Source organism: Archangium sp. Cb G35 (assembly GCF_001896145.1).
GTDB lineage: Bacteria > Myxococcota > Myxococcia > Myxococcales > Myxococcaceae > Archangium > Archangium violaceum.
Window position 1 is genome coordinate 363,107 of record NZ_MPOI01000001.1, and the last position, 26,135, is coordinate 389,241.

15 protein-coding genes are annotated in these 26,135 nt (G+C 68.9%); 9 read left to right on the top strand and 6 right to left on the bottom strand.

The window, feature by feature from the left end; translation table 11 throughout:
• Window positions 1–191 precede the first annotated feature (191 nt).
• The 4 genes from BO221_RS01515 to BO221_RS01530 all read right to left on the bottom strand — a co-directional run bounded on the left by BO221_RS01515 (window position 192) and on the right by BO221_RS01530 (window position 4,687).
• A complete protein-coding gene (locus BO221_RS01515; RefSeq protein WP_073558544.1) occupies window positions 192–800 on the bottom strand; it encodes an EcsC family protein in 609 nt (202 codons plus the stop codon).
• Window positions 801–1,023: 223 nt separating this feature from the next.
• Window positions 1,024–2,892 (bottom strand): serine/threonine-protein kinase, encoded by a 1,869-nt coding sequence (locus tag BO221_RS01520; RefSeq protein ID WP_073558545.1) that lies wholly within the window; start codon window positions 2,890–2,892, stop codon window positions 1,024–1,026.
• Window positions 2,889–3,761, bottom strand: coding sequence for a DUF2381 family protein (locus BO221_RS01525; RefSeq protein WP_073558546.1), 873 nt, complete (start codon window positions 3,759–3,761; stop codon window positions 2,889–2,891). Before BO221_RS01525 ends, BO221_RS01520 begins: the two co-directional genes overlap by 4 nt.
• 323 nt (window positions 3,762–4,084) lie before the next feature.
• Window positions 4,085–4,687 carry a hypothetical protein gene (locus BO221_RS01530; RefSeq protein ID WP_083680634.1) on the bottom strand — a complete coding sequence of 201 codons (603 nt, stop codon included), beginning with the start codon at window positions 4,685–4,687 and terminating at the stop codon, window positions 4,085–4,087.
• 368 nt (window positions 4,688–5,055) lie between these two features.
• Here BO221_RS01530 and BO221_RS01535 point away from each other — a divergent pair, with 368 nt between their 5' ends.
• Both BO221_RS01535 and BO221_RS01540 read left to right on the top strand, forming a co-directional pair.
• Window positions 5,056–5,808, top strand: a complete 753-nt coding sequence (locus BO221_RS01535; RefSeq protein ID WP_233165572.1) for a methionyl-tRNA formyltransferase — start codon at window positions 5,056–5,058, stop codon at window positions 5,806–5,808.
• 710 nt (window positions 5,809–6,518) lie between these two features.
• Window positions 6,519–11,456, top strand: coding sequence for a hypothetical protein (locus BO221_RS01540; RefSeq protein ID WP_233165573.1), 4,938 nt, complete (start codon window positions 6,519–6,521; stop codon window positions 11,454–11,456).
• A 10-nt stretch (window positions 11,457–11,466) separates the two neighbouring features.
• Here the strand turns inward: BO221_RS01540 and BO221_RS01545 are convergent, their stop codons facing one another.
• A complete protein-coding gene (locus tag BO221_RS01545) occupies window positions 11,467–12,882 on the bottom strand; it encodes a cytochrome P450 (RefSeq protein ID WP_073558548.1) in 1,416 nt (471 codons plus the stop codon).
• A gap of 45 nt (window positions 12,883–12,927) precedes the next feature.
• Window positions 12,928–14,250, bottom strand: a complete 1,323-nt coding sequence (locus tag BO221_RS01550) for an O-antigen ligase (protein ID WP_073558549.1) — start codon at window positions 14,248–14,250, stop codon at window positions 12,928–12,930.
• A 259-nt stretch (window positions 14,251–14,509) separates the two neighbouring features.
• On the opposite strand from BO221_RS01550, the gene BO221_RS01555 reads away from it, so the two are divergent.
• The 7 genes from BO221_RS01555 (at window position 14,510) to BO221_RS01585 (ending at window position 26,126) form a co-directional block, all read left to right on the top strand.
• Entirely contained in the window at window positions 14,510–16,042 is a 1,533-nt protein-coding gene (locus BO221_RS01555) for a nitrous oxide reductase family maturation protein NosD (protein WP_073558550.1), read from the top strand.
• A 135-nt stretch (window positions 16,043–16,177) separates the two neighbouring features.
• Complete coding sequence (locus BO221_RS01560) at window positions 16,178–17,374, top strand: glycosyltransferase family 4 protein (RefSeq protein WP_073558551.1); 1,197 nt, start codon at window positions 16,178–16,180, stop codon at window positions 17,372–17,374.
• 107 nt (window positions 17,375–17,481) lie between these two features.
• Window positions 17,482–19,095, top strand: coding sequence for a right-handed parallel beta-helix repeat-containing protein (locus BO221_RS01565; protein ID WP_073559399.1), 1,614 nt, complete (start codon window positions 17,482–17,484; stop codon window positions 19,093–19,095).
• 389 nt (window positions 19,096–19,484) lie between these two features.
• Window positions 19,485–22,145, top strand: a complete 2,661-nt coding sequence (locus BO221_RS01570; protein WP_158079770.1) for a N,N-dimethylformamidase beta subunit family domain-containing protein — start codon at window positions 19,485–19,487, stop codon at window positions 22,143–22,145.
• Between the two features lie 64 nt (window positions 22,146–22,209).
• Window positions 22,210–23,469: an SGNH/GDSL hydrolase family protein gene (locus tag BO221_RS01575; RefSeq protein ID WP_073558553.1), complete on the top strand. Its 1,260-nt coding sequence runs from the start codon at window positions 22,210–22,212 to the stop codon at window positions 23,467–23,469.
• Window positions 23,470–23,629: 160 nt separating this feature from the next.
• Entirely contained in the window at window positions 23,630–25,228 is a 1,599-nt protein-coding gene (locus BO221_RS01580) for a PAS domain-containing protein (RefSeq protein WP_158079771.1), read from the top strand.
• Between the two features lie 97 nt (window positions 25,229–25,325).
• On the top strand, window positions 25,326–26,126 hold the full coding sequence (locus tag BO221_RS01585) for an NlpC/P60 family protein (RefSeq protein ID WP_073558555.1): 801 nt from the start codon (window positions 25,326–25,328) through the stop codon (window positions 26,124–26,126).
• Window positions 26,127–26,135: the final 9 nt, after the last annotated feature.

Sequence of the window (26,135 nt, forward strand, 5' to 3'; positions counted from 1 at the left end):
CGCCCGTGCCCCGTGTGCGGAGGTTGCACCGGGGCACGGGCTCTGCCCGTGCGTCTAATACTTCCTGGGTGCAGGCAAGAGGCTGCATGAATGGGGCTCGCCTGCTCGCCGCCCCTGAAACTCAGCCTTGGCGCATATTGGCAGTGCCACGTAAGCCAGCGCGCTGCGCCGCAGCTGGCTCACGCTTGTGGTTACGGGGCAAACATCTCGCGAGCGAGGGCGCCCACCTTGCGGCAGGCGAAGGCATCTACCGTGCCGCCGACGAGCCCACCGGCCACTGGCACGACCTTGATGAGGTTGATAACACCCGTCGTGCCCGCTTTGGTGAGCAGACGGAATCCCACGAGTTTGTTGATCTCGATGAGGAGCCGACCGGGAACCGCCTCGAGGGCCTTCATCCCGAGCTTGTTTCCAACTTGCACTCCTGCCTGCTTCACAACCTCTTTGCCGGCATCTCCCACGATCGCGAGCAGTGCCAGCGTGCGAACCCGATCCTCCGTGGTGTCGCGGCCCTGTATGTTCGCGATGGCGCCCACCATTCGTGCCTGCACGGCCCATGAGGCCCCCAGGCTAGCGGGCACAGCCACAGGCAACGTGAGCAGGCCACCGAGCCCCGTCAGGAACCCGGAGGTGAAGTTCTTGCTGGTTTCCCAATTGATGAGGGAGTTGATACGCGCATCGTTGTCCGGGTAGCGCGAATCGGACAGGTATTCATCCGCCAGTTCCGATGCGCTCTTCAGTGGTCCGAGACCGTTGAGCCCCGCATCCAGAATACCATTGACAAGATCGAGTGCTTTCATCCTGCCTCCTATTCACCCGCTGACTCGCGATCCAGCGAGCGCAATTATCGCACGGTCAAGGCGGGGAAATTTGGATCATATGGCCTGAGAGGGCGTTGAAGAACTGCCCCTGGTAGCCAATGAGGCGGCCCAATCCGTGGTCCACTTGAGCCTGCTCGGTTGCTGAACTGCCCGTACATTCTGTGCTTGCTCGCCCGTGACCCCGAGGGACCTCGCGGTGGATTCAGTGTTGAGGGTGGAACGTGCCCCCGGGGCCTTGGACGTAGGTGTACACGATGGGGAAGCGGAGGACTGCGGCGTCGGGGCTCCGGTCCACCTTGGCTGGAACGATGTCGAGGCCATGGGCCGGTGGCAGGGCCGCGTGCGTCGTCACGCCGAAGCGTTCCTTGTTGTCATTCAGGGCCACACCACAGAAGGGGACAGGCGCGCCCTCGGGCGTCGGGTACACCCGATCGAAGGAGATGTAGACCCGATCCGGGAAGACCTTCGCCTCGCCGGTCACCTTCAAGACCTTTTCATCGTTCAGGATCATCAAGCCCACCACAGGCCCCGTCCTGACGTTGATGGCATTGGCACACTCCTGCACCGAATCCTCCGACCCCGCACAGGTGAAGGTCTCCAGTTGGACCTGCATGACAGGATGGAGGCCCAGTTGCTTGGCCGTGGCACGGGCCTCGGGAGGACACTGCTCGAGGATGATGCCCATATCGGGACGTATTGGCGTGGTCGCACAGGCCGCGAGGTGTGCCGAGGCGGCGCAGGTGCAGAGCAGCGCGCATAGGCCGCTGAGCGGCTGGGATGGCATGGGCTGGACGGAGGTGTCATCGGTACGGCTGGAGGGAAACATGGGGTGGGGTCCTTTCTCGGGAGCAACCGCGCCGGAGCACACCATCTCCACTGCGGATTCGCACCCGGCGCGAACACCCTTTCCCCCTATTCCGAGTAGCACCCAGGCCAGGGCGAGCACCAGGAGCACCGGCCCGCCATACGCCCACCATCCTGGGGACTTTCGCGCGTTCGTTGTCTGTTCGGCCGGTGAAGGTGTCTGCGCCTCTGTCTCCTCGCGAAGCGGCTCGGGGTCTTCATCAGGTCGAGGTATGGGTTTCTCTGACTGCTGGGCTGGTTCTCCTCTTGCCTCCAGGGCTGTCTCAGGCCGCCCTACCTCGAAGGCATATGGCATCCTCCAGTGCTCCGTTTCCCCCTCCGCCTCCAACATCCGCATCAGCTCCTCGTGAACAGCCCGAGCGCTCGGAGGGCGCTGCTCCGGTTTCTTCGCCAGCAGCCGTAGCGTCAGGTCGTTCAGGCCCGGAGGCACTCGCTGGTCGAGCCGGAGAGGTGAAGCGGGGGGCAACAGCTCAATGGCGAGCGCGAGCTCCGCCCGAGGCAGCCTGGGGTCGAAGGGGTGGCAGTCCGTGAGGGCCTCGTAGAGCAGGGCTCCGAAGGCGTAGAGGTCCATGGCTGGAGTGGCGGTGAGGCGCGCCCCGGTCTCCCACTCGCCACCGAGCAGGAATGCCGCACACTCGGGAGGCAGGTTGTGGAACGTGCTTGGGGGCAACACCTCCGTCAGTGTGTATGCCCCGGGCAGGTACGCCGAGCCGAAGTCGATGAGGAAGGGCTTCTCGTCGCCGTCCCTGATGAGGATGTTGTCGGCCTTGAGGTCCCGGTGCACCAGGCCTCGCTCGTGTAGCTCCGCCAGGACCCGAGCCACCTCGGCGAGCTCTCCCACGAAGCAGGATAGCGACGCCTGCGTCTTCCAACGCCAGGTGTTGAAGGTGCAGCCGGGGATGTGTTCGGTCACGACGAAGAAGAAGCCCGATTCCAGGTCCGGCCAGCGTCCCAGTTCGCGCACCTCGGGCAGGTGGGAGTGGCGGAAATGTCCCAGCGCGACGGCCTCCCGGAAGGCCCGCTCATCCGTGCGCGTCTCGTCCTCCCTGTTCGCTGGCCGCGTGGCCACCTTCATGGAGTATTCACGGCCCTCATGCTCCACGAGCAGGACGGTGGAGAAGCCTCCAGCGCCCAGACGGCGCACCACCCGGTAGTGCCTCACGGTGTCTCCTGGCTGGAGCAGGTCCGGATGCAAGGGGCTCGTCATGGTGACACCTTCAGCTCCTCAAGCAGCAGCGTCCGGGGACCGTCTTCCTCCAGGGTCAGCGAGAGACAGTCGATACCCTCCTGTAGGGGAATGGCGAAGGTGTGGAACTGGTATTGCCCGGACTCACCCGAGGTCACACGCGTGGGCAGGCTCTCGTCCCCGATTTGTTTTCCTGAATCCCGGTGACACCCCACCTCCAGCCGTGCCCGGATGAGCCTCCAGGGCACGGGGTCGAGCACTGCCTGGATGAGCACCGTCACGAAGAGAAGCCCGTCCATCCGGAGGACGGAGCCCGCCGATGCTCGAATGCGCCTGGCGTACGTGGTGACCTGCTCGCTGTCCGGAAGCGCGAGGGCCAGCCTGGGACGGACCGTTCCTGGCTCGTGGCTCACGAGCAGCCCCCTGGCGATCGCGTCCGCCTCATCCGTGTCCGCCGCATCCGTCCGCAGGGGCTGCATCCGCGCCCTGGATACCCACGCTTCAGCGTCCACCGTGTCCTCGCGGGTGACGAGTGCCAGTGTCAGGGTGAGAGGTTCTCCGGCCTTCGAGCGTCCTGTCACCGGCAGCAGGAGTCGTTCTCCCTGGGTCAGGTCCTTCACGGGGGAGATGACCAGGGAACCTTCTCCCAGCGGGGCTACCTCGACGCGCCCCTGGAGCTCGGACCCTGGGCGCGCATGCGGTTCCAGGAAGTCCACGAAGCGCACCCGCGTCACCGTGCCCGCGGCTACGTACAGCAGGGCGGGTGCCTCCGGTCCTCCCTCGACGAGGAGGGTGCCCCGCCGCAACTCCCGCGGGGAGGCATGCGCCCTCGTCGCTGTCGTGAAGACGATGAGGACCCAGAAAAGGAGGAGCCAGGAACGAGGACGCACGAAGCCTCCAAAAGGAGGCGGCACGCTAAAGGACCCACCCAGCCCCGGGCAAGGATTGCTCGACGGTTGCGGTCACGTCGTAGCGGGTGACTCGGGAAATAGGGTCCGCTTCGGGAGCCTGCCGACGTGCATGCCTAATGCAAGTTGAGCAGTCTGTCCCAACGATACAGCGCTTCAAGAACCCATCCCGGTCGTACTCCAGAGATGCGCTCGAACGTCGGTGCATCCATCGTGTCGAGGTGCTCGCGCCATAAGGCGAGATCCATCACGACTTCCGGGTGGCTCAGTAGCTTCCTGTCCGCGAACGGAAGAATCTGGGGCAATTAGCGGAGGATGGCCTCGACACAGTTCTCTCTCGTCGCCCGAGCCATGCGCTCCGAAGCGACTTCGAGACGTGAACGGACGGAGTCTCCTCCTTCGGGGCACCAGGCATCCATGGCCCAACCACAGGCGGCGGTCATGAGCTCCTCCAGGTCCAGGAACGTATTCAGCTTCTTATGGAGGTAACGCCCGTGTTGGAGTGAGTCCCAGGAGTGCAGTACTGCCTTGATGCGTGGCGCGGTGCGCTCCGCACTATCGGGCGCGGGTCCACAAATCGCGAAGAACAGCGCACCCCAGGCCGTTTCACGGACGACCGGCTCATGCGAGGCGTTGATGTGGCGGTAGCTCTTCCCCAAGGTGTCGGACAGGCCGCTGAGCGTCTCCCAGTACTCGTGAAGCCGCCAGGCTGGGCGCTCCCGCTGAAAGTCGACGATCTCGTGTGTGAACACGACGTCATCGGGGGCCACCGTGCGCAATTCATGTGGAGGCGGGTAGGGGCCGTTGAGTTGGTACTGCTTTCCGTACCGACGCCCTTCCTCCTTCGCCTTGCGTCTGATTGTGCTCATGGAGCCATGAAGGAAGGACGGCAGCTGGAGCGTGGTCATCTGACTGAGCTCCATGGTGCATGGTTACCAAGGTGTCTGTGGGCCGGTTTCACGGTGCGTGGCACTCCTCCTGACTAGGGACACCTGCCTGCCCACGTCAATTGCGGAGCCGTTCAGGGACACCGCGTTCCCGCCCGGGCGTGCTGGCTCATGAGCGGATAGGCTCATGCCATGCCGCTCAGTTCCTCTTCGCCCGGCAGCTTCCCCGTCAGCTACCACGGGTGGCGCATTGCGCTGCTCACCGTCTCCGCGGATGTGGTGATGTGCTTCGGAGACCTGCTGCGTGCCCGGGGACATGAGCTGGTGGCGCTGGTGCTCCCCGCGGGGCAGGACGGCCCCGTCCCGAGGACGAGCAGGGTTGGTCCGTCATGCATCAGCTCGTTCGCGCCGCTCCTCCCGGCACCGACGTGCTCATCGCCAGTCAGCGCGCCCACCTCGCGCCCCTGCTCTCGGCGGTGCGGCCGGATTTCGTCTTCAGCTTCTTCTTCCCCTGGCGCATCCCTCCCGAGGCGTTCTCCGTGCCCCCTCTGGGCACCGTGAACGTCCACCCCTCGCTCCTGCCTCGCCACCGCGGCCCCAACCCCCTCGGTTGGACGCTGCGCGGTCATGAGCTGGAAGTCGGCCTCTCCTTCCACCGCATGGAGGCGGACTTCGACACCGGGCCCGTGCTCGCTCAGGGCCGCAGGCCCTTCCACGATGAAGACACCGTGGAGGTCATCCTCCAGAAGGTGATGGCCCTGGCTGGTGCGCTGTTGCCGGATGTCCTCAGCCGCGTGGCGCGGGGCGAGCCCGGTGAGCCCCAGTCCCCAGAGCAGGGCAGCTACGCGGGTTTCTTCGAGGACGCCTACCGGGAGATCGACTGGACCCAGCCCGCTCGTGCGGTGCACCTCCAGGTACGTGCTTGCCGCATGGCCCCCTTCCAGGGTGGCAGGGAAGGTGCCGCGTTCACCTCGCTCCAGGGGCAGCGTCTGCGGGTGCTGAGCACCCGGCTCGTGGAGCCCGGTGCCCAGGCTCCGGGCTCCCCTGGTTCCGTGTTGGTGCGCCATGAGAGTGGTGCCCTGCTCGTGCAGTGCGGCGATGGTCCACTGTGCGTCCTTCAGTCCGAGCCCTGGCGGGATTGAGGGCCCTTGCGGCCCCCCGTGCGCTCCCGTCCCTTTGTGCAGTACGCTGCATATGGGCTCGGGCGCACTGCGTCAGTCGGGTGGCACCCCATGCCTCAAGTTCCTCATTTCCCTGGGCTTCGTGCCCGGCATGGTCGTTGTAGGGGGATCTACCCACCATGTACTGCTCGTCCTGCCGCCAGGAACGCCTCGGCGGCCTGCGCTGCGCCGCGTGCGGCAACTCCATGGCTCCGCGCCCTCGCGAGGCCCTGGAGCAGGAGCTCGCCCACGTCCAGTTCCTCCTCGCGGAGTTGCAGCTCTGGGACTCCACCTATGTCCCCAAGGGCGCACGGAGCTATCTCACCCAGAGATACGAGCGACAGGTTCGCATCCTCCTCTCCGTCCTCGCCGATGCTCCCGCTGCTTCCCGCGTGGAGGCTGCTTCCGCAGGGGAGGTTGCTCCCGCTCAGCCTGTGGCTCCTCAGGCCGTGGGTGCTCCAGAGGTTGTGGGCACCGCGTCTTCGGCGGAGCCGGTTTCGTCCTCCTCCGTTCTCGAGGTGGCCAGTGAACAGGCACAGGTTGGCCCTCGAGTAGACCCTCACCCCAACCCTCTCCCAGAGGGAGAGGGAGTTGACGCGGACGCAACCCGGGAGGCCCGGCACCCTCACCCCGACCCTCTCCCGGAGGGCGAGGGAGAGGATGCGCGTGAGGGAGAGGCGGGGGATGCGGAGGTGGGGACGCCGCTTCCTCCCGTTGTCACCGAGCCTCTCTTCGATCCTCCTCCCGTTCGCACCGTCACCGCTCGCATCGTCGAGGAGGCCTCGACCTGGGACACCGTCTGGCGCCCCTTCCTCTACGAGAGCATCGGCTGGTTCATCGGCGCCTTCCTCATCGTCGCGGGTTCTCTCTACCTCGCCTTCGATAGTTGGGCCGGCCTCACCTCCTTCACCCGCTCGCTCGTCGTCTTCGGCATGACCGCGGGCTACTCCGCCGCCTTCTCCATCTGCGGCTCCCTCCTCGCCCGCCGTGAGGCCCTCGCCGACGCCGGCCGCATCCTCGGCCTCATCGGCGCCGCTGTCGCTCCTCTCGCCGGTATCGCCCTTGGGCCTCTCGGCGGTCTCCATCTCGATGGCGTCCCGCTCGTGCTGCTGTTGCCGTTGCTCCTCGGTTGGTCCGCCGGCGCCGCCGCCCTCGTTCGCAAGCCCGCTGAGTTCTTCGATGCTCCTTCGCGACCCCTCATCCAGGTCGCGTTGCTCGGCACCACGTTGATGATGGGGCTCGCACCCCTCTTCGCCCGGAGCGCTCTCGCGTTCTGGTTGGACTTGTTGCCCTGCGCCTTCTTCTTCGTCCTCTCGCGCAGGCCCGTCCCCGAGCCCCGGAGCAACAAGGCCCTCGCCTTCGTCCTCGCCGCGCCCTTCTACCTGCTGCTGCTCTACGCCATCCGCCTGCACCTGGCCCTCGCCGCCTCCGGTGTGGCCCCCTCCTTCGGCAGCTACGCCCCGTTCCTCGCCTTCCTGTTCGCCACCTGCCTCGGCTTCCGCCGTCTGCCTCCCCAGGAGGCCGCGGACTCGCTCTCCGTGGGCATCGCCTCGCTCCAGGTGGGCTGCCTCGCGCTCGCCGCCACCGGCGCGCCCCCGGCCTTCTTCCTCACCGCCGCCGTCTTCACCTGGACCGTGTTCGGGCTCTCCCGCGGCGAGCTGCCCCGCGTGCGCTGGGTGTACCTCGCCTATGCCGGTGCGTACTTCTCGTATGCCTCCGCCGGTCAGCTCGTCCCCGGCGCCGTGAAGGCGCTGATCGACTCGCTCAAGGCCTCGCTCGGCTACCCCGTGGCCGGCAAGCTCCCGTTCCACTACGGAGCGCTCTCGGCCGTGCCATACGTCCTCGCGGGCGTCGTCCTCGCCGCGTGGTTGCGCTCCCGTGCCGAGCGCACCTCCTCGGCGCGTGACGCGGAGTGCTCCGAGGTCCTCCTGCGCGCCACCGCCGTCGCCAGCTCGCTCTTCGTCCTCCTCGGCCACATGGGCTCCGATCTGCGTCCGTCCCTCTGGACCGTGCTCGGGCTCAGCTGCGTCTGCGTGGTCTCCGGTCTGCTCCTCGAGCGCCTCTATCTGTCCATCACCGGCGCCGCGCTCACCTTCTTCCTCCCGCTCTCCGCCTACGCCCTCTTCGGCGCCGCGGGTGGGTCGCTCGTGTGCGGTGGGGTGGCGCTCGTGTTCGCCGCGCTGTCGCTCGTCTGCACCCGCCGCACGTGCCACGCCTTCAGCGCCGCCGTGGCGTGGCTCTCCGCCATCGGTTTCGTGTTCAGCCTCGGTGCGGACGCCCGTGCCTCCGCGCTGACGGGCATGGTGCTCTGTGGCTCCGCCGCGCTCCTCGTGGCGTGGAACCTCGCCAACCCCTACCTGCTGGCCTTCGCGGCCTTCGGCGCAGCCGCCGTGGTACCGAAGCTCGCCAGCCTCGCCGGTCCGTCGTGGGTGCCCCTGGCCCTCGCCGTCTCGGCGCTGGGGCTCGCCACCCTGGGGGGCCTCGGCGGCCGTGCGCGCCTGTTGGGCTGGCCCGGTGTCGCCTATGCCTTCATGGCCTTCCTCTGGGGCATTTCCATCCAGGTGCCCTGGTTCGGCGTCACCGTGCTCCTGGCCGCCGCCGCCGTGGCCGTGGCCTCTCGCACCCTGCCCGAGGTCCGTCCCTTCGCAGTCATCCTCGCTGGCTTCGCCCTGCTGCCGAAGCTGGGGGCCTTCTCCGTCTGGCCTTGGATGACGCCGGCCCTGTCCGTGGCCCTCTTCGTCCCCTGGTCCCTCGGGGCCTCCGTGGCCGCCGCGCGCTGGGGGCGCAGTGCCAGCACCTTCACCGCGGGCCTCGTCTCGCTCCTCTATTCCGTGGTGGCGGTGGCGGCGGCGCGCGGGGAGCAGCCGTACCCGCTCGCGCTCGGTGCCGCGCTCGCGGCCCTCCTCACCGCGCGTGCACTGCACCCGTCCGTCAGTGTCGTCGCCGCTTCCCTGTGGGCCGCCGTCTTCGTCTTCCGATCCACCCTGGCCTGGCATTCACTGGTACTGGCCTCGCTGCTGAGCCTCCTGGCCCTGCTCGAGTCGCATCGCGTGGCCCACCGTCTCCTGGCCGGGGAGCGCCGCTTCTCGCTCGCGGCGACGCTCTGCGCCCTGGGCTTCCTGCTCATCGCGTGCGTGGATGCTCGCAGGAGTGCGTCCCTGGCGGTGCTCGCGGGCACGGTGCTGCTGCCCCTGGTGTGGACGCGCGCCAACCGCCAGCCCTTCTTCGCGGGCCTCGCGCCGCTGCTCTCGCTTTTCCTCGTCCTCGAAACGAACCTGTCCATGCCCTGGGCCGCCGCGCTGCCGCTGCTCGCGCTCGGGGTGGTGCGTGCCGCGGAGCACCTGCCGGCCACCCGGTACCTCCTGCTCGGCACGTCCGAGGAGAAGCCGGCGCGCGACCTGTCCATGTGGATGCAGGGCGCGCTGACGCTGGTGGGCGTGGTGCTGGTGTTCGAGACACGGGCCGAGCCCTGGGTGCTCGCGCCGCTCGCGGCCTCCCTCGTGCTGCTGCCCGGGCCGAGGCCCTCGGTGCGCGTGGGGCTCGGGGTGGGCCTGCTGCTCTTCTGCTTCCCCCTCCACCTGGGCGTCATCGTCCTGTTGCTGGCGCTCGGCTTCCTCACGCACCACACCCCTGGCGCGCTGTGGGCCTTCTTCCGCACGCCGCCGGACTCCTCGCTGCGGCCCGTCACCGTGCTGGGGGCGCTCGCGCTCTGCGGCTGGCGGCTGGTGCTGAACGCGGCCTCGCCGGGAGCCATCGCCCTGCTGGCCGGGGTGCTGCTGGTGGGGGCCTTCCTCCTCTCGCGGAACTGGATGCTGACGGCCTCGGTGCTCGTGCTCGCCGGGGCTTCGCTGGGCAGGACGGCGGAGCATGTCTTCCTCGAGTGGCGCCCGGAGGCGGCGCTGTCCTTCGCCGCAGTGGCGCTCGGCGCGGCCCTGTTGTCCGCCCTGTGCCAGGTGGGAGGCATCCAGCGCGCGCTGACGCGGCTGGCCGGGCGTCTGTCGCCGGGGCTCCCGGGCACGTGGAGCGAGCCGCTGTGGGTGGCCGGAGCCCTCTCCACGGCGGTGCCCGTGGTGGTGCACCTGGTGGACCGCGGGCCGGGCGCGCTGCCGCTTCCGGTGGCGCTGCTGGCGGGGCTCGCCTCGTTGGTGCTGATGGTGTCGCGCGAGCGGGAGATGGCCAACGTGGCCGCCGCGCTGCTGGCGGGCGTGGTCGTCGCGGCGGTGCCTCCGCTCTGGTCGCCCGCGGTGGTGAGCGTCACGGGGCTCCTGCTGTGCATGGCGGGCACCTGGCTGGATGAGCGGGACGTGGCCGTGGGCGCCGCGTTGCACCACGCGGGCTGGGCGTTGGCCCTGCTGTCCATCTTCGGCCTCAGGGACCTGAAGCACCCGGGCACGGCGGTGTGCCTCCTCTCCGGCATCACCACGGCCTGGGCGGTGGTGTACCGGCGTCCCGAGCGCGCCGTGGTGGGCTGGGTGGCCTCGTTGCTGGGGCTGCACGCGTTGCTCGCACACGTGGGGGCGCTGCTCTCCACCGGGAGGGGCGCGGAGTTCATCCTCCCGTTCTTCGGGGCGGTCAGCGCGTTGCTGGCCACGGCGGCCCTGTTCCTCGCGAGCGAGCGCATCCGCCGGAGCGTGGGGCACTCCTTCGCGGTGGTGGCCCTGGTGGAGGTGCTCGGCGGCCTGGTGCTGGTGCCCGGGGCGGCCGGGGTGGTGGTGGCGGCGATCGTCGACTGCGCGTGCCTGGCTGTGCTCTGCTTCGCGCTGGTGCGCCGGGCCGTGCGCGAGAAGGACGAGACGTCCGCCTTCCTCGCCGTGTGGACGGTGGTGCTCGGCTACCTGTCGGTGCGCCTGCACGCGCTGGCCTCGGGGCTGGGCACGGCGGACAGCCTCGTGGCGCTGGTGGGTGGTGTCATCTTCTCCGGCCTCTACGTCTTCGTCATGCGCGAGGGCTCGGGGCTGCCCGCCTTCCGCAGGCCGGCGTTGTGGGCGGCCTACCTCTTCCCCATGGCGGGCCTGCTCACCGCGCCGTGGGAGCAACCTCTGTACGTGGCGGCCCTGCTGGTGGGCTACGCCGCCCATTTCGCCGCGCTCGCCGCGCACCCCTCGCAGCGCGGGATGTCCTCGCTCGTCTCGGCGGGCGCCTTCAACGCCGCGCTCTTCCTCGTCTGGATGGGCACCGGCGCCGGAGAGCCGCAGTACTACGTCATCCCCGCGGGCCTCTCGCTGCTGGTGCTGCTGCGCGTCTTCCACGAGGCGATGGAGCCGGACACGCGGGCGAAGCTGCGCGCCATGGCCATCACGCTCGTCTACGTGGCCGGGGCGTGGAAGCCGCTCATGTTCCAGGACGGCCGGGCCATGTTGCTGTGTGTCCTGCTGTGCCTGGTGGGCGTGGCGGCCGGCATGGCGCTGCGCATCCGCTCCTACGTGTACCTGGGCAGTGCCTTCCTGGTGACGTGCGTGCTCGCCAACCTGGCGCGCTTCGGCATCCGGGACCATCGCATGGGCGCCGCCTTCCTCTCGCTGCTCGGCGTGGGCGTGGTGGGCTTCATGGTGCTCTTCACCGCCAAGCGCGCCGAGCTGCTGGAGCGCTACGAGCGGGTGCGCACGATGATGGACACCTGGGAGGGGTGAGGCACGGGCCTCAACCCAGGGCCACGACGTCGCGAATCCGGCCGCGTACCTCCGGGCGCTCGAAGCGCTTGTCTTGCGCATGGACGCGCATGGGCAGTCCGCCCTTCGGCCGCAGCGTGGCCCGCACCATCGGGTCCACGCGTGCGCCCGGTGGCAGGGAGAGCCGGAAGCGCGGCAGCAACATGGAGAGCATCAGCTTGATCTCCAGCAGGGCCAGGGTGGCGCCGATGCACCGGCGCGGCCCGTTGCTGAAGGGGATGTAGCCGTACACCGGCGGCTCGGCCTTCAACCAACGCTCCGGGAGGAACCGCTTCGGCTCGGGATAGAGGTCCGGCAGCCGGTGGGTGATGTACGGGCTGTAATACAGATGCGTCTCCGCTTCGAAGTGGAGGCCCCCCATCTCGAAGGGCGCGGTGCTGGTGCGGAAGGCCGTCGTCACGGGCGGCAGGAGGCGCAGGCTCTCCTTCACCACCCGGTCCAGCAGCGGAAGCCGCTCGAGCTGCTCGATGGTGGGAGGCGCGCCCTTCAGCTCTCCCTCCAATTCCTCCAGCAGCGCCTCGTGCACCTCCGGGTGCTGGTCCAGCAGGAAGAGTGTCCAGGTGAGGCTGTTGGTGGTCGTCTCGTGGCCCGCGACGAAGAGGATGTTCGTCTGGCCGACCAGCTCCGCGTCGGACATCGAGCCCCCTTCCTCGTCCCGCGCGTGCAGCAGCATGGAGAGCACGTCGTCCCCATCCGCTCCCTGCGCGCGCTTCCGGGCGATCAGTCCCCGGATGGCGGCCTCGCCCCGTTCGGAGACCTCGAGCAGGCGGCGGAAGGGGAGCCCCGGCTTGTTCCAGGGCACGAGGTGGACGGCCGGCGAGGTGTAGCGATCCAGCCACTCCGCCATCAGCAGTCCCATCCGCAGCGTCTCCTGATCATCCTCCAGCCCGAAGAGCACCTGGGTGACGATGAGCAGCGTCACCTGCCGCATCTCCAGGAGGACATCCCGTACCTCGCCCGGCTTCCAACTGCTCAGCATCCGATCGATGCACGCCACCATGGCGTCGCGGTAGTTCTCCACCTTCTTCCGATGGAAGGAGGGCATCATCATCCGCCGGTGCTGCCGGTGCATCTCTCCGTTGGTGGAGACCAGTCCCGTCCACAACCTGCGCAGCGACGAGTCCTCGGGCCCCGTGCGCCAGAGCTCCAGGGAGCGGAAGAGCGCCGGGTTGCTCAGCACCTGCATGTTGTGGCCGGGGTGGAAGATGAAGACGTGTTGAATGCTGTCCCGTGACAGCGCCACCATCGGGCCGTAGCTGCTCAGCTTCTCGAGCCAGCGCAGCTGGTTCGCGAGGAAGCGGATGTAGTTGCCAGTGACTCCGAGCAGCGGCGTCGTGCGCGGGCCGGGCAGCTCCACGGCGTGTGTCCCGGGTGGGGTGGCGATCATCGGGCGCTCTCCTCCAATGGGTCGACAGAAGGAGGATGCACCACCTCATCGGTGACGGCCGGAGATTCTTCCAGTCGCTGTCTCCGCGCCGGGCGCCCAGTCCGGAGGCTGCTCGGCGGACGGCGGCATCGGGGCCAGTCCGGACGTCCCCTCCTCGGGGACCTGCCGGGCGGCGCGGGCCAGCCGGTCCGCGCAGGCCGCGAGCCCGAACAGCACATAGAAGTGCACGGCCACGAGGAAGCCCGCGAAGAGGCAGGACACCAGGTGTCCCACCACCGCCGCCGCGAGCGCCCGTACCAGCCAGCCCCGCTCCTTGTCCCGCGCGAGCGTCCACAGCGGTCCGAGCGCCGCCCCGATGAAGGCCAGGAAGAGCCCCAGCCCCACGAAGCCCAGATCGGAGATGACCTGGAGGAAGACGTTGTGCGCGGCGTACACCCGCGTCGAGCCCACGGGGCCATACAGCCGCCACGCATAGGGGAAGGTGCCCGCGCCCACGCCCAGCAGCGGGTGCTCCGCGCTCACCCGCGAGGCCACCGTCCAGGCCTCCACGCGGCTCATCGCCGAGGCATCCGCCTCATAGGTGCCCACCGTGCGCGTGCGGTTCCAGAAGCTCTGCGGAGAGAGCATCAGCATGGCCCCGGCCGCCGCCACCACCACCAGCGTGCGGGTGAGGTTCCGCTCCAGCAGCACCCACGTGCCCGCGGCGGCCACCAGCCCGAGGAAGCCTCCGCGCGAGTAGCTCAACACCATGGCGGTGATGGCCAGCGCCGCCGCGAGGCCGCACGTCAGCCGCACCAGCCAGCGGCTCTGCTTGCGCACGAGGACGGCCACCGCCAGGGGCACGATGATGCCCACGCTCATGGCCATGCGGTTGGGGTCCGCGTACACGCCCACCCAGCGCGCGCGGTATCCCTCCACCATGTCCACTCCCGCCTGGTGCCACGCGATGACTCCGCGCGAGGTGAAGAGCGAGCCCACGATGAGCGCGAGGCAGGCCCACAGCAGCCGCCGCTCCGTCGTCACCAGGTTCACCAGCGTCAGGTAGACGAGCACCCACTTGAGGAGCTCCACCGCGGCGAACTCCGTGGCGTCCGGGTACAGCGACCAGCTCAGCGAGGCGAACACCAGGCCACAGAAGGTGAGGAGCAGCGCCCCGCGCTGTCCGTCCACCCACAGCTTCTCCCGCCGGCCCATGCGCCCGAGCACCATCAGTCCGGTGGACAGCGCCGACAGCAGCAGGGCCGGGCGGAATCTGGCGAGCCCCGGTATCCACTCACCAGGACTGATGTAGATGGCGGCCAGGAACGCGAGCAGGAAGCCGAAGGCCCAGCGATCCTGGCTCTGCACCGCCTTGCTTCCCATTCCCATCCCCGGACCTTCCCCCTCGTGGAGCCGGCTCGCTGGCACCCGCGCCCACGTTGTGCACTCCGCGCGGCGAGCACCATCACCTCCGGACATTTCCCGTCCGAAAGGCGATTCCTCCTCCGGCGCATTTCATTCCCGACGCGAGGCATGCCGGCTGACGGCCTCCCGGCACGTCCCCGGGCCTCCGTCCTCCGCCGGAATCATCCGCGCGGCCCTGGTGTCCCTAGTCACTCCGCTTCCGTTTTCCCACGGGGTTGCCCGCATGCATGTCCGATTGACTACCTTCGTGCTGCTCACCACGGTCCTGTTGGCTTCCGCGTGTGGTGGGGGGACTTCGCCGGGACCACGAAACCCCGCCACTGCCGTGGGCGCGGCCTCTCCGGACGTCACTCCGCCGGAAGAGCGGCCGGCCGCCCCCTCTTCGCCCGAGCAGGGAACGCCCCGGGCGCCAGAACCGCCCGCCTACGCGCATGAGTGGGTGGTGAGCCCCACGGGCAACGATGCGGCGGCTGGCACGGAGGCGGCCCCCGTGAAGACCCTCACCCGGGCCCTCTCCCTCGCCGGGCCGGGGGATCGCATCCGCGTGCTCGCCGGCTCCTACGCCGAGCGGGTCCTCATCACCGGCTCCGTCCGCGCCGGCACGGCCGAGGCGCCCATCACGCTCGAGGGCGTGGACATGCCGAGCATCATCCCGGGCTCGCGGCAGGGCGCGCTCGTCGTCGTGGAGCGGCCCCACTGGCGCATCCGCGGCTTCGACATCGACGCGCGCAACCGCCCCGCCTTCGCCGTGGTCTTCAGTGGGAACACCGAGGGCACCGTGCTCTCCGGCTCGGAGATCCACCACGCCCGGTACGGTGCCGGTATCAGTTTCCACGATGGAGCTCACGGGGCCACCCTCGAGAACAACCACATCCACCACATCTCCGTCCCGAACAAGGATGGTCATGGGGTGCTCATCCAACCCACGGTGCGCAACATCACCGTGCGCGACAATGTCATTCATGACAATTCGGGCGACTCCATCCAGTGCTACAGCCCGGATGGCGCCATGCCCCAGGCTCCCGCCCAGGGGCTGCTCATCGAGGGCAACGACCTCTACGGCAACATCGAGCAGTCCATCGACATCAAGACCTGTTACGGCGTCACCATCCGCCGCAACAAGATGCACAAGGCCCGCCGCCATCCGACGCTCGGAGGCAATGGGGCCCTGGTGGTGCACATGTCGGCCCGCGATGTCCTCATCGAGGAGAACGACATCTATGACGCGGGTCTGGCCATCGGCATCGGGGGAAACCGCTTCGGCCCCATGCCCTCGGGCATCGTCATCCGGCGCAACCTCATCCGGGACATGATCACCGAGGGTGGCATGACGGGCGGAGGCCTGCAGTTGGCGGTCTCCACGGGCACACAGGTGGTGAACAACACCTTCACGCGGCTGAAGGGTCCGGCGCTCATCCTCGGCCGTGGGGATGGCGGGCCCACGCAGGGCCTGGTGCTGAAGAACAACATCATCGACGCGGACCAGGCGATGGAGGTGGGAAACCATGCGCCCAGGCTGACGGCGGGCAGCAATCTCTACCGGCCCGGAGCCACATTCCTCGAGGCGGGTACGGCTCTCGATTTCTCGCAATGGCAGGCGCGGGGCCAGGACGGCAACTCGTATGAGGACGCGGCCCCGGTCGATCCGGAGACCCTGGCGCCCGGGCCCGCCGCCGTCGACCGTGGCGAGCGGTTGGAACTGGACCCATCTTGTGGTGCGGGACCGGACATTGGCGCGGTGGAGTCCGGCTGTTGATGCACTCCTTTTGCCTGTAGCCCTTGCGAAGCGCGGGTCCTGACCTCATCACAAGGGAATGGGGAGTGGGCTGTCCGCTGCCGGTGAGGGCGCACGCGGTGTGAGGTTCGAGGGGCGTGGGCGCAGGGGGAGTCGATGAAGGGGCTTCGCATCGCACTGCTGATGAGCCTGGCTCCACGCAAGCAAGGCTCGTTGGAGGATTGGATTCTCGCCTTCTGCCGGGAGGCCGCGCGGCGCGGTCACCAGGTGGATGCCTGGCTGCGCGAGCCCATGCTTCCGTCCTTCGTCACGGAGCTGAAGGCGAGTGGCGCGCGGGTGGAAGACCTCCTGGCGTTCGAGCGCTCGGGGCTGGCCGCGATGACGCGCCGGCTGGCCGGCCATGACATCATCCACCTCAACTTCCTGGCCCCTCGCAGCCGCATCGCGATGGCGGCCTACGCGGCGTGGCCCACCCAGGTGCTGTACACGGCCCACTCGGATCACATCGACGAGGAGGAGGACGTGGTGCGCCGGGGCCTGCGCTGGGCGGTGAACCAGAGCACCATGCTCCGGGTGCACAGCCTCGCGGGTGTCTCCGAGCACGTGCGCGTCAAGGAGGGCCGGCGCTTCGGACTCCATCCCCACCGCTCGCGCACCATCTTCAATGGTGTGGACACCCGGCGCTTCCATCCCCGCCCGCGCGCGCAGTCCGGGGGGCCGGTGGAGCTCATCACCGTCGCCAACCTCGTGGAGAACAAGGGCGTGCACTACCTGCTGGGGGCACTCGGGCGACTGCGCTCGCCCCGGGTGCGCCTGCGCGTCGTCGGAGATGGTCCGGCCCAGCCGGCCCTGCGCGCGCTCGCGGCGCGGCTCGGCCTGGAGCACCAGACGGAGTTCCTGGGGCTTCGCAATGACGTGGAGGAGCTGCTCGGCACGTCGGACATCTGCATCCAGCCCGCGCTGGCGGAGGCCTTCGGGCTCACCGTGGCGGAAGCCATGGCCTGCGGCTGCGCGGTGGTGGCTTCCCGGGTCGGCGGCATCCCCGAGCTCATCCAGCACGGACGAACCGGTCTGCTGGTGGAGCCCGGAGACGAGTCCGGTCTCGCCGCCGCGCTCGAACGCCTGCTGGACGACCCGGTATCGAGGCGCCAGCTCGGTGATTCGGCACGCCAGCGGGCCTGCGAGTTCTTCGAGCTCTCCAACACCGTGCGCCGCCACGTGGACTGGTGCGAGGAAGCCGCCGGGTATGTCTCGCAGGCTCCCGTCCAGCTCACCACGGCTCCGCCTCTTCCCGAGGTAGAGGCCGAATCCGAGCCTCGCGCTTCCTATCAGGCAGGGCCGCACGCCTCCTGAAGCAGCAGCCGGGCGAGCGGGCACACAGGGAGCAGGCAGGCATCATCCAGGAATAGTGGAGCGCCAATCACTGTCCAGAACACCCCAAACACAGGAGGGTGTTCACGGTGAGAACATTCAACAAGCGCTCCGCATTTTTTTCATCCCTGTTGGCCTGTCTGGTGACTGCCTGTGGTTCCCCTGGCCACAGGGGTGGAGCCCAGGAGAGCGAGCCCCCCACTCCCATTGAGGTGACGCCTTCCACCGAGCTTCCGGGAACCACCGAGCCCGAGCCGGGTGGAACGCAGACGCCCGCCGCGGAGGTGCCAGCCACTCCCGTCCCGGACGAGGACACGGGGCCTCCCGCGCCGGCCCAGCAGCCGGGCGGCTCCACCACCGCGGAGTCGCCAGTCACCGCACCCACGTACAAGCGGGTGTGGGTGGTGAGCACCACGGGCAGCGACACGGCCAGCGGCTCGGAGACGGCACCCCTGCGCACCATCAGCCGCGCCATCACCCTGGCCGGTCCGGGTGAGCTCATCCGCGTGCGCTCCGGCACCTATACCGAGCGCCTGCTCATCTCCGGCGCCGTGCGCAGCGGCACCGCCGACGCACCCATCACGCTCCAGGGCGAGGGCAATCCCCGCATCATCCTGGGCTCGGTGACGGGCGCGCTGATGGTGGTGGAGAAGCCGTACTGGCTCATCAGCGGCTTCAACTTCGACATCCAGAACCGCAAGGCCCTGGGCGTGGCCTTCACCGGCAACCTGCAGGGGACGAAGCTCTCCAACTCGGAGATCCACCACGGCCAGTACGGGGCCGGCGTGAGCTTCCACTTCAGCGCCAACGGGGCCACGCTCGAGAACAATCACATCCATCACATCTTCATCACTGGGAAGGACGCGCACGGGGTGATCATCCAGCCCACGGCGCGCAACATCACCCTGCGCGGCAACGTCATCCACGACAACTCGGGTGACTCCATCCAGTGCTACAGCGAGGATGGCTCCAGCTCCGCCGCCCCCGCCGATGGCGTCCTCATCGAGGGCAACGACCTGTACGGCAACATCGAGCAGTCGTTGGACATCAAGACCTGCTACAACGTCACCGTCCGCCGCAACAAGATGCACCTCGCCCGGCGCCACCCGACCCTGGGTGGCAATGGCACCATGGTGGTGCACATGTCGGCGAAGAACGTCCTCATCGAGGACAATGACTTCTACGACGCCGGCCTGGCCATCGGCGTGGGCGGCAACCGCGTGGGCCCGTACCCCTCGGGCATCGTCATCCGCCGCAACCGCATCCGGGACATGCTCACCCTGGGCGGCATGACGGGCGGAGGCCTGCAACTGGCGGTCTCCACGGGGACGAAGGTGTACAACAACACCTTCACCCGGCTGCAGGGCCCGGCGCTCACCGTGGGCATGGGGGACGGCGGGCCCACCGAGAACCTGGTGGTGAAGAACAACATCATCGACGCCGCCTACGTCATGAAGATGGGCGGCCAGGCGCCGGGGTTGAAGATGGGCAGCAACCTCTACCGGCCCGGAGCCACCTTCAATGGCTCGACCCTGTCGCAGTGGAAGGCCCGGGGCTTCGACGCCAACTCCTTCGAGTCCAGCACGCTGCTGAACAGCACCACCCTGGCGCCCGCGTCGGCCGCCATCGATCGGGGCGAGAACGTGGGTCTCCCGTTCTGCGGGTCCGCTCCGGACATCGGCGCCGTCGAGTCCGGGTGCTAAGCCAGCCGAAGTAAGTCCGTTCAGGGGTCTGTCCTCAGCTCGAAAGCAGGTAGGACCCCTCCGGGCACGGTCTCGCCAGACTTGTCCAACAGTTGGACAAGTTCGTGAAGAGCGCGCCCGGAAGGTGGACTCACCCACCCCTGAATGGACTTTGTTCCGATGACTTGGCTTCTTCCCAACCAGGGTAATCGCGTTCCCAGTGTGAGACGCCCGCTGCCCATTCCTGGGTAGCGGGCGTCTTCGTTTCTCACGCCGTCTTCGCATTCCATGACAGCACGGGCTCTCCCGGGGCACGGTGCTTCCCTTGCATGGGTTGCCCGTGGGCCGGAGTGGACTGTTGACTGCCGTGGGGGCGGGTTATGCGCGCGGGGCGTGGATGGGGTTTGTGGGTGGGCACCCTGGTGCTGGCGGGTGTGCTCTGGGGCGGATGCCATGAGACCCCCCTGGATTCGATCGAGGAGCCCAAGCCCGGCCACAATGGTGGTGGTGACACCGGTGGTGGAGACACCAGCGGCGGAGACACGGGTGGTGGTGACACGGGTGGTGGTGACACTGGCGGTGGATGCGGCTCTGATTGCGAGCCCCCGGGCCCTCCGCTGATCCAGCGCGAGCCGGCGCCCAATCCCATTCCCGAGGAGAACAGCCGGCCGGGAGATCCGCGCTGGCGCGGTGGCGCGGCGGCTCCCGAAGGGCAGCTCGAGGCCTATACCTCCACCGAGTCCGCCGAGGCGGGCGAGAGCGTGGGGGTGAAGGTCTCCACCCGCACGGAGACCACCGTCACCGCCGAGCTGTTCCGCATGGGCTATTACGGTGGTGCGGGGGCTCGCAAGCTGTGGAGCGGCGGTCCCTGGCAGACGCGCGAGCAGGCCTCGTGCGAGCGTCATGTGACGACGGCGCGCATCGAGTGCGACTGGACCGACACCTTCTCCATCACCATCGACCCCGCGTGGCGATCGGGGCTCTACGTGGTGAAGCTCACCCGGGCCGATGGGACGATGCGCTTCGTTCCCTTCGTCATCCGGGACCGGCGCGCCGCGGACATCCTCTACACGCCCAACTTCACCACCTATCAGGCCTACAACACCTGGGGCGGCACGAGCCTCTACTTCGACGCCGCGTGGGCGACACCGCTCGGCCGCGCGCGCGAGGTGTCCTTCAACCGTCCGTACAAGGACTCCAACGGCGCCGGGAAGACGTTCTTCCTCGACATCAACTTCATCCAGCTGATGGAGAAGCACGGCTACGACGTCACCTACGGCACGCAGCTGGACTTCGTGCGCTTCCCGGACTTCGTCGAGGGAATTGGCGCCTTCGTCGGCGCGGCGCAGGACGAGTACTGGCCGGAGCAGGAGCGCGACCAGTTGGAGGCGGCGCTCCAGCGCCCCGATGGGAAGACGAGCCTGGTCTACTTCGGCGGGAACGGGGGCTACTGGCGCGTTCGCTTCGAGAAGGACGCGAGGGGCAACCTGCGCAACATGGTCTGCTACAAGAACGAGTCGGACCTGGATCCCCAGCGGGGCTCGACGGTGCGCTTCCGGGACCTGCCCAACCCCCGTCCGGAGAGCAACCTCTTCGGCGCGATGTACGAGGGTTGGCAGCTCGTCATGTTCCCCATGGTGGTGAGCGATGCCTCGCACTGGCTCTTCGAGGGCACCGGGCTGACCCAGGGCACCCTGCTGCAGGGCCTGCTGGGCTATGAGTACGACAAGAACTTCCCGGAGCTGCCGGGCGCTCCCGAGGGACTCCACGTCAGCATGATCAGCCCGGTGGTGAGCGGCGAGGGCATTCCGTCCCATGCCACCGCGGTGGATCGGACGCTGCCCTCGGGCCGGCTGGTGTTCTCCGCGGGCTCCATCTGCTGGGGGCTCGGGCTGGGCACGGATCCGGAACTGAGGGATCCGCGCGTGGCGCGCATGACGCTCAACGTGCTGGACCGGGCGTTGACGCACCGGGTGCGTCCGTCGGCGCGCGAGCCCGTGACGGCTCCGGGGCCCGTGCAGTCCCCGCCGGAGGGGCAGTGGGTGCAGCGCGTGGAGGCCTTCGCGGGGCGGGCCGGGCGCTCCGGCTTCCAGGATGGTTCCGCGGCGGAGGCCCTGTTCAAGGCGCCCACCGGTCTGGCTGTCACGCCCAATGGCGAGGTGGTGGTGGCCGATACCGGGAACAACCGCATCCGGCTCATCCAGCCGGGGGCCACGCCCACCGTCATCACCCTGGCGGGCAATGGTGAGCTTGGCTACCGGGACGGCGCGGGCGCGCAGGCCATGTTCCGCTATCCCACGGCGGTGGCGGTGGGGCTGGCCGGTGAAATCTACGTGGCGGACTCCGAGAACCACGTCATCCGTGTCCTCGAGAAGGACGCGGAGGGCTGGAAGGTGAGGACGGTGGCGGGGATCGTCTCCCGCTCGGGCTTCGCCGATGGTGTGCCGGCCAAGGCGCGTTTCAACCGGCCCATGTCGCTCGCCGTGGACTCCGCCGGCAACCTCTACATCGCCGACCAGGTGGGCAATCGCATCCGCATGCTGCGCTCCGGCCGGTCGGAGGTCGTGACGATCGCCGGCAGTGGCGCGGGCGGCCGGGTGGATGAGAACGGCATCAAGGCCAGCTTCAACAACCCCACCGCGCTCGTGATGGGCCAGGACGGGGCCTTGTACGTGTTCGAGGCGGGCAATCAGCTCGTGCGCCGCGTTTCGCTCTCGGCTCCGTACAAGGTGGAGACCGTCGCCGGCCGGCGGGACGGGTATGTGTTCGGCTTCGCGGATGGAGATGGGTCCGTCGCGCGGTTCCGCGGCCAGATGGGCATGTCGGTGGCGGTGGATGGCAGGCTGGTCATCGCCGACACGGGCAACTTCCGCATCCGCAAGGTGCAGCTCGGCGCCGATGCCTCGTCCTCGCGGGTCGTCACCGTGGCGGGCTCGGGGAAGCTCGGGACGAACCTCGGCTCCGGAGACGTGGCGGACATCGTCGCGCCCACGGGGCTCGCCACCGATGTTCATGGGAACATCTATGTGAGCGATTCGTTCAACCACGCCATCCGCGTCATCATCCCGTAGCGCCCGGCCCGCGCGGTGCGCTGGTCCGTGAGGTGCAATACCTCCCCCGAGAGGGGGAGGAGTGATGGGAAGCGGGCGAGGCGTGGCACTGCGGGTGGGTCTGGGAGCACTTCTGATGCTCCAGTGTGGACCCTCCGGATACGAGGAGGAAACCTTCTTCCCACCGGAGGACTCCGCTCCGGCGTCCTCCTGCGAGGCATTGCCGTCCGGTGGGCTCGAGGTGGCTCCCGTGCGCGGCGGGCACGACCCGGGCCAGCCCCGGCCGCTGCCTCCCATGTTCCAACCCGGCTTCCACCTGGCCCTGCGCTGGTCCCACTCCGTGGGCGGCCTCACCACGTTCCGGCTGCGCGTGCCGGTGAATCGGGCGGGGCAGCGGTTGCGGCTCGCCTTCCGCTCGGGAGAAGGGCCCCTCGTGTTGCGGCGGGTCACCGTCGCCCATGCTGGCCCCGAGGACTCCCTGGCCTCCGCGCCGGTGCCCGTGACGTTCTCCGGCGCTCCCGGCCTCTCCGTGGCGACGCGGACGCGCGTGGTGTCCGACCCCGTATCCCTGCCCATCCACTTCGGTGACGAGCTGGCCGTGTCCTTCGAGGTGGAGGGCTCGTTGGCGGCGAGTGCCATCGAACTGCTCCCTGGCAGCGCCATGCGCTCGGGCGCCTGGGCCAACGTGGAAGGTCCGCTGGGGGGCACGGCCTGGGCCGTTCCCGTGGGGCTGGCCACCGTGGAGGTCGAGGGCCCTCCCGCGCGGGCCATCGTCGCCCTGGGGGACAGCATCACCGAGGGCTACATCGGCGGCCACGACGACATCCGTCACACCTGGGCCTTCCGGGCCGGCGCCCAGCTGGGGGTGCCCATCGTCAACGCCGGTGTCTCCGGTCAGGGCTTCTACGATGGGTTGCGGATGCTGGATGGGGAGGCGCTCGTCCTGTCGGGCATCACCGACTGCATCGTCCTGCTGGGCACCAATGATCTGAGTGGCGTCCCGGACAGCAAGCTGCTGGCGGACATGGAGCGGCTCACGGAGCGGCTGAAGCCCTTCTGCCGCACCTGGACGGGCACCCTGCTGCCCAAGGAGCACGCCAACAACGGCAAGTACGAGCAGGTGAAGGCGAGCCGTCTGGTGATGAATGCCTGGATTCGCGAGCACCGGCGGCCAGACGTCATCGACTTCGAGGCGGTGACGCACGCGCCGGACAACGTGCACCACTTCCTCGATGGGCTGGACGTGGACGGCATCCACCCGAGCTCGGCCGGCCATGGCGTCATGGCCGACGAGGTGGTGCGCGTGCTGCGTGCCCACGGCGTGCAACCGCAGCAGGCCCCGTGAGTCGCACCCGGGGACGCTGGACCCGTTCAGGGTTCGTGCATGGTTCAGCTCCCGGACGTCCAGCGGCGAACACCTCCGCTCGCGTCTCTCCGACGATTTCCAGCGGAACGGTATCTTCGCGAAGACCCTGCTCTTCGTGGGGACAGGGGGGGGAGGACCCATGCGGGCGCTCGAAGCCATCATCCATGCACCCGTGCAGCAGGATGCCGAGCTGTTCCGGAACATCCTCGACGCACTGCCGTACCCCATTTTCTGGAAGGGGCGGGACCTGCGCTACCTCGGGTGCAACGCCGCGTTCGCGAGGATCACCGGGCGTGTGGACCCCGGCGCGGTGGTGGGGCTCTCCGACCACGAGCTGCCCTGGCGAAAGGAGGACGCGGACTTCTACCGCGCTTGCGACCAGCAGGTGATGGAGTCGGGACAGCCGCTGTCCGATTGCGAGGAGACGGTGCGGGGCTGTGATGGGGTGGCGCGGTGGACGCAGACGAGCAAGGTGCCCCTGCGGGACGAGCGGGGTTTCGTCTTCGGCGTGCTCGGCATCCTCGTCGACGTCACCGAGCGGCGCGAGACGCAGGATCGCCTCCAGGTGGCGCTCACCGCGGGCGAGGCGGCCAATCGCATGCTGAAGGCGCAGGTGGCCGAGCGCGAGTTCATGCAGCGCGCCCTGGAGCTCAGCGAGATGCGGCTGCGCACGGCCGTCCGTGGCGCGCAGATGACCATCTGGGGGTGGGATGCGAAGGGCATCTTCACCTTCTCGGATGGTGGGGCGCTGGTCACGCTGGGCCTCGAGCCGGGGTGGCTGGTGGGGCACTCCGTCTTCGACGTCTACGCCGGCCACCGGGAAATCCTCTCGCAGGCCCGGCGGGCGCTGGCGGGTGAGTCCTTCACCGGCTACATCACGTTCGAGGGCATCCACTACGAGACGCGTTACGCGCCGATGTTCGACGAGACGGGCGCGCTCACGGGCGTCACCGGCCTGGCGCTGGATGTGACCGAGCGCGTGCGCTACCACGAGATGCTGGAAGCGGAGCTGGAGCGGACGCGCAAGCAGTTGCTGCAGGTGGAGCGGCTGGCGACGCTGGGCACGCTGGCGGCCGGGGTGGGGCACGAACTGCGGAACATCTCCACCGTGCTCAACAGCCTGAGGAGTTCCTTTCACGACCTGGCACAGCGGGGCCAGGCGCCCGATGCCGAGGAGCTCGAGGAGCTGGGCTGGGCTTGCGAGCACGTGGCCACGCATGGCCGGCACCTGATGGACCTGGGCCGGCCGGGGCGCGCGACGGTGGAGCGGATGGATCTGCGTGAGCTGGTGGCGGGCACGCTGGCCATGCTGCGTACGGCGGGCATCACCAAGCACGTGAAGGTGTCGGCGTCGGTGCCCGAGGCCCCCCTGTGGATCGATGCGAGCCGGACACGGGTGGAGCAGGTGCTGCTCAACCTGGTGAGCAACGCCGCCGACGCGGTGGAGGTGGTGCGTGACCGGCCCTCGGAGGTGCGGGTGCGGCTCTTCGAGGACCGCGAGGCGGGCTTCGTCTGTTGCCGCGTGGAGGACACCGGGGTGGGCATCCCCCAGGAGAAGCTCGCCGCCATCTTCGAGCCGTGGTTCACCACCAAGCCACCGGGCCGGGGAACGGGCCTGGGCCTGCCGGTGGTGCGCAACATCCTCCAGGAGGCCGGAGGAGATCTCTCGGTGGAGAGTGAGTGGGGGAAGGGAAGTGCCTTCACCTTCCGGCTGCCCTCGCGGCTCCAGGCTGGCTGAGGGCCGGCCGGGAGGCACACACGCCTGGACGGAGAGGGTGCAGGCGGAGGCGGAGGTGGATAATGTCGCCCCCCCTTCGTCAGCCAGGGAACTCCGTATGCGCTGTGTGCTCCTCGTTCCGGTGTGTTTCCTCGTCGCCTGCGCCGGCTCCACGCCCGCGCTCCGTCCGGCCGCTCCGGCTCCGGCTCCGGCTTCATCCGCGGCGGGAGTCTCCGAGCAGGCTCCCCGGGCCGAAGCGGTGGAGTCCTCCGGGGCCGCGTCGACGGAAGAGGTGGCGCGGGCGCTGAGCACCACGGTGGAGGTCGCCCGGCTCGTGTCCGGGGGTTCCAGCCTGCGCGCCTCGCACCTGGGTTTCCTCGGGGCGCCCTCGCGTGCCGCGGCCCTCATCGTCGAGCGCGCGGTGCAGCTCGTGGGTGTGAAGCAGCTCGGCCGCGTGGACCGCAGCGTCCCGGACGACTGCTCCGGCCTGGTGCGGCTCGCCTACATGAAGGGCGGCATCGACCTGGTCAACCATGGCTTCCTCAACGGCGAGAACGCCGTCTCCGCCATCTACCGCCGCGCGAAGGATCGGGGTGCCCTCCACCAGCGCCGTCCCCGTCCCGGAGACCTCGTCTTCTTCCAGGAGACCTACGACCGCAACCGCGACGGCAAGCGCAACGATGGGATGACCCACATCGCCGTCGTGGAGACCGTCGAGCTGGACGGCACCGTCACCTTCATCCACCGGGGCAGCAAGGGCATCGCCCGCTCGCGCATGAACCTCCTCTTCCCGCGCACCCACCGCGCTGGCCAGAGCGGGCTCGTCCTCAACGACTTCCTGCGCGCCGCGGCCAAGGGACAGCGTGCCTGGCTCACGGGAGAGCTCTTCGTCGGCTTCGCCTCTCCCTCGACGTTGTAGGCCCGTGGG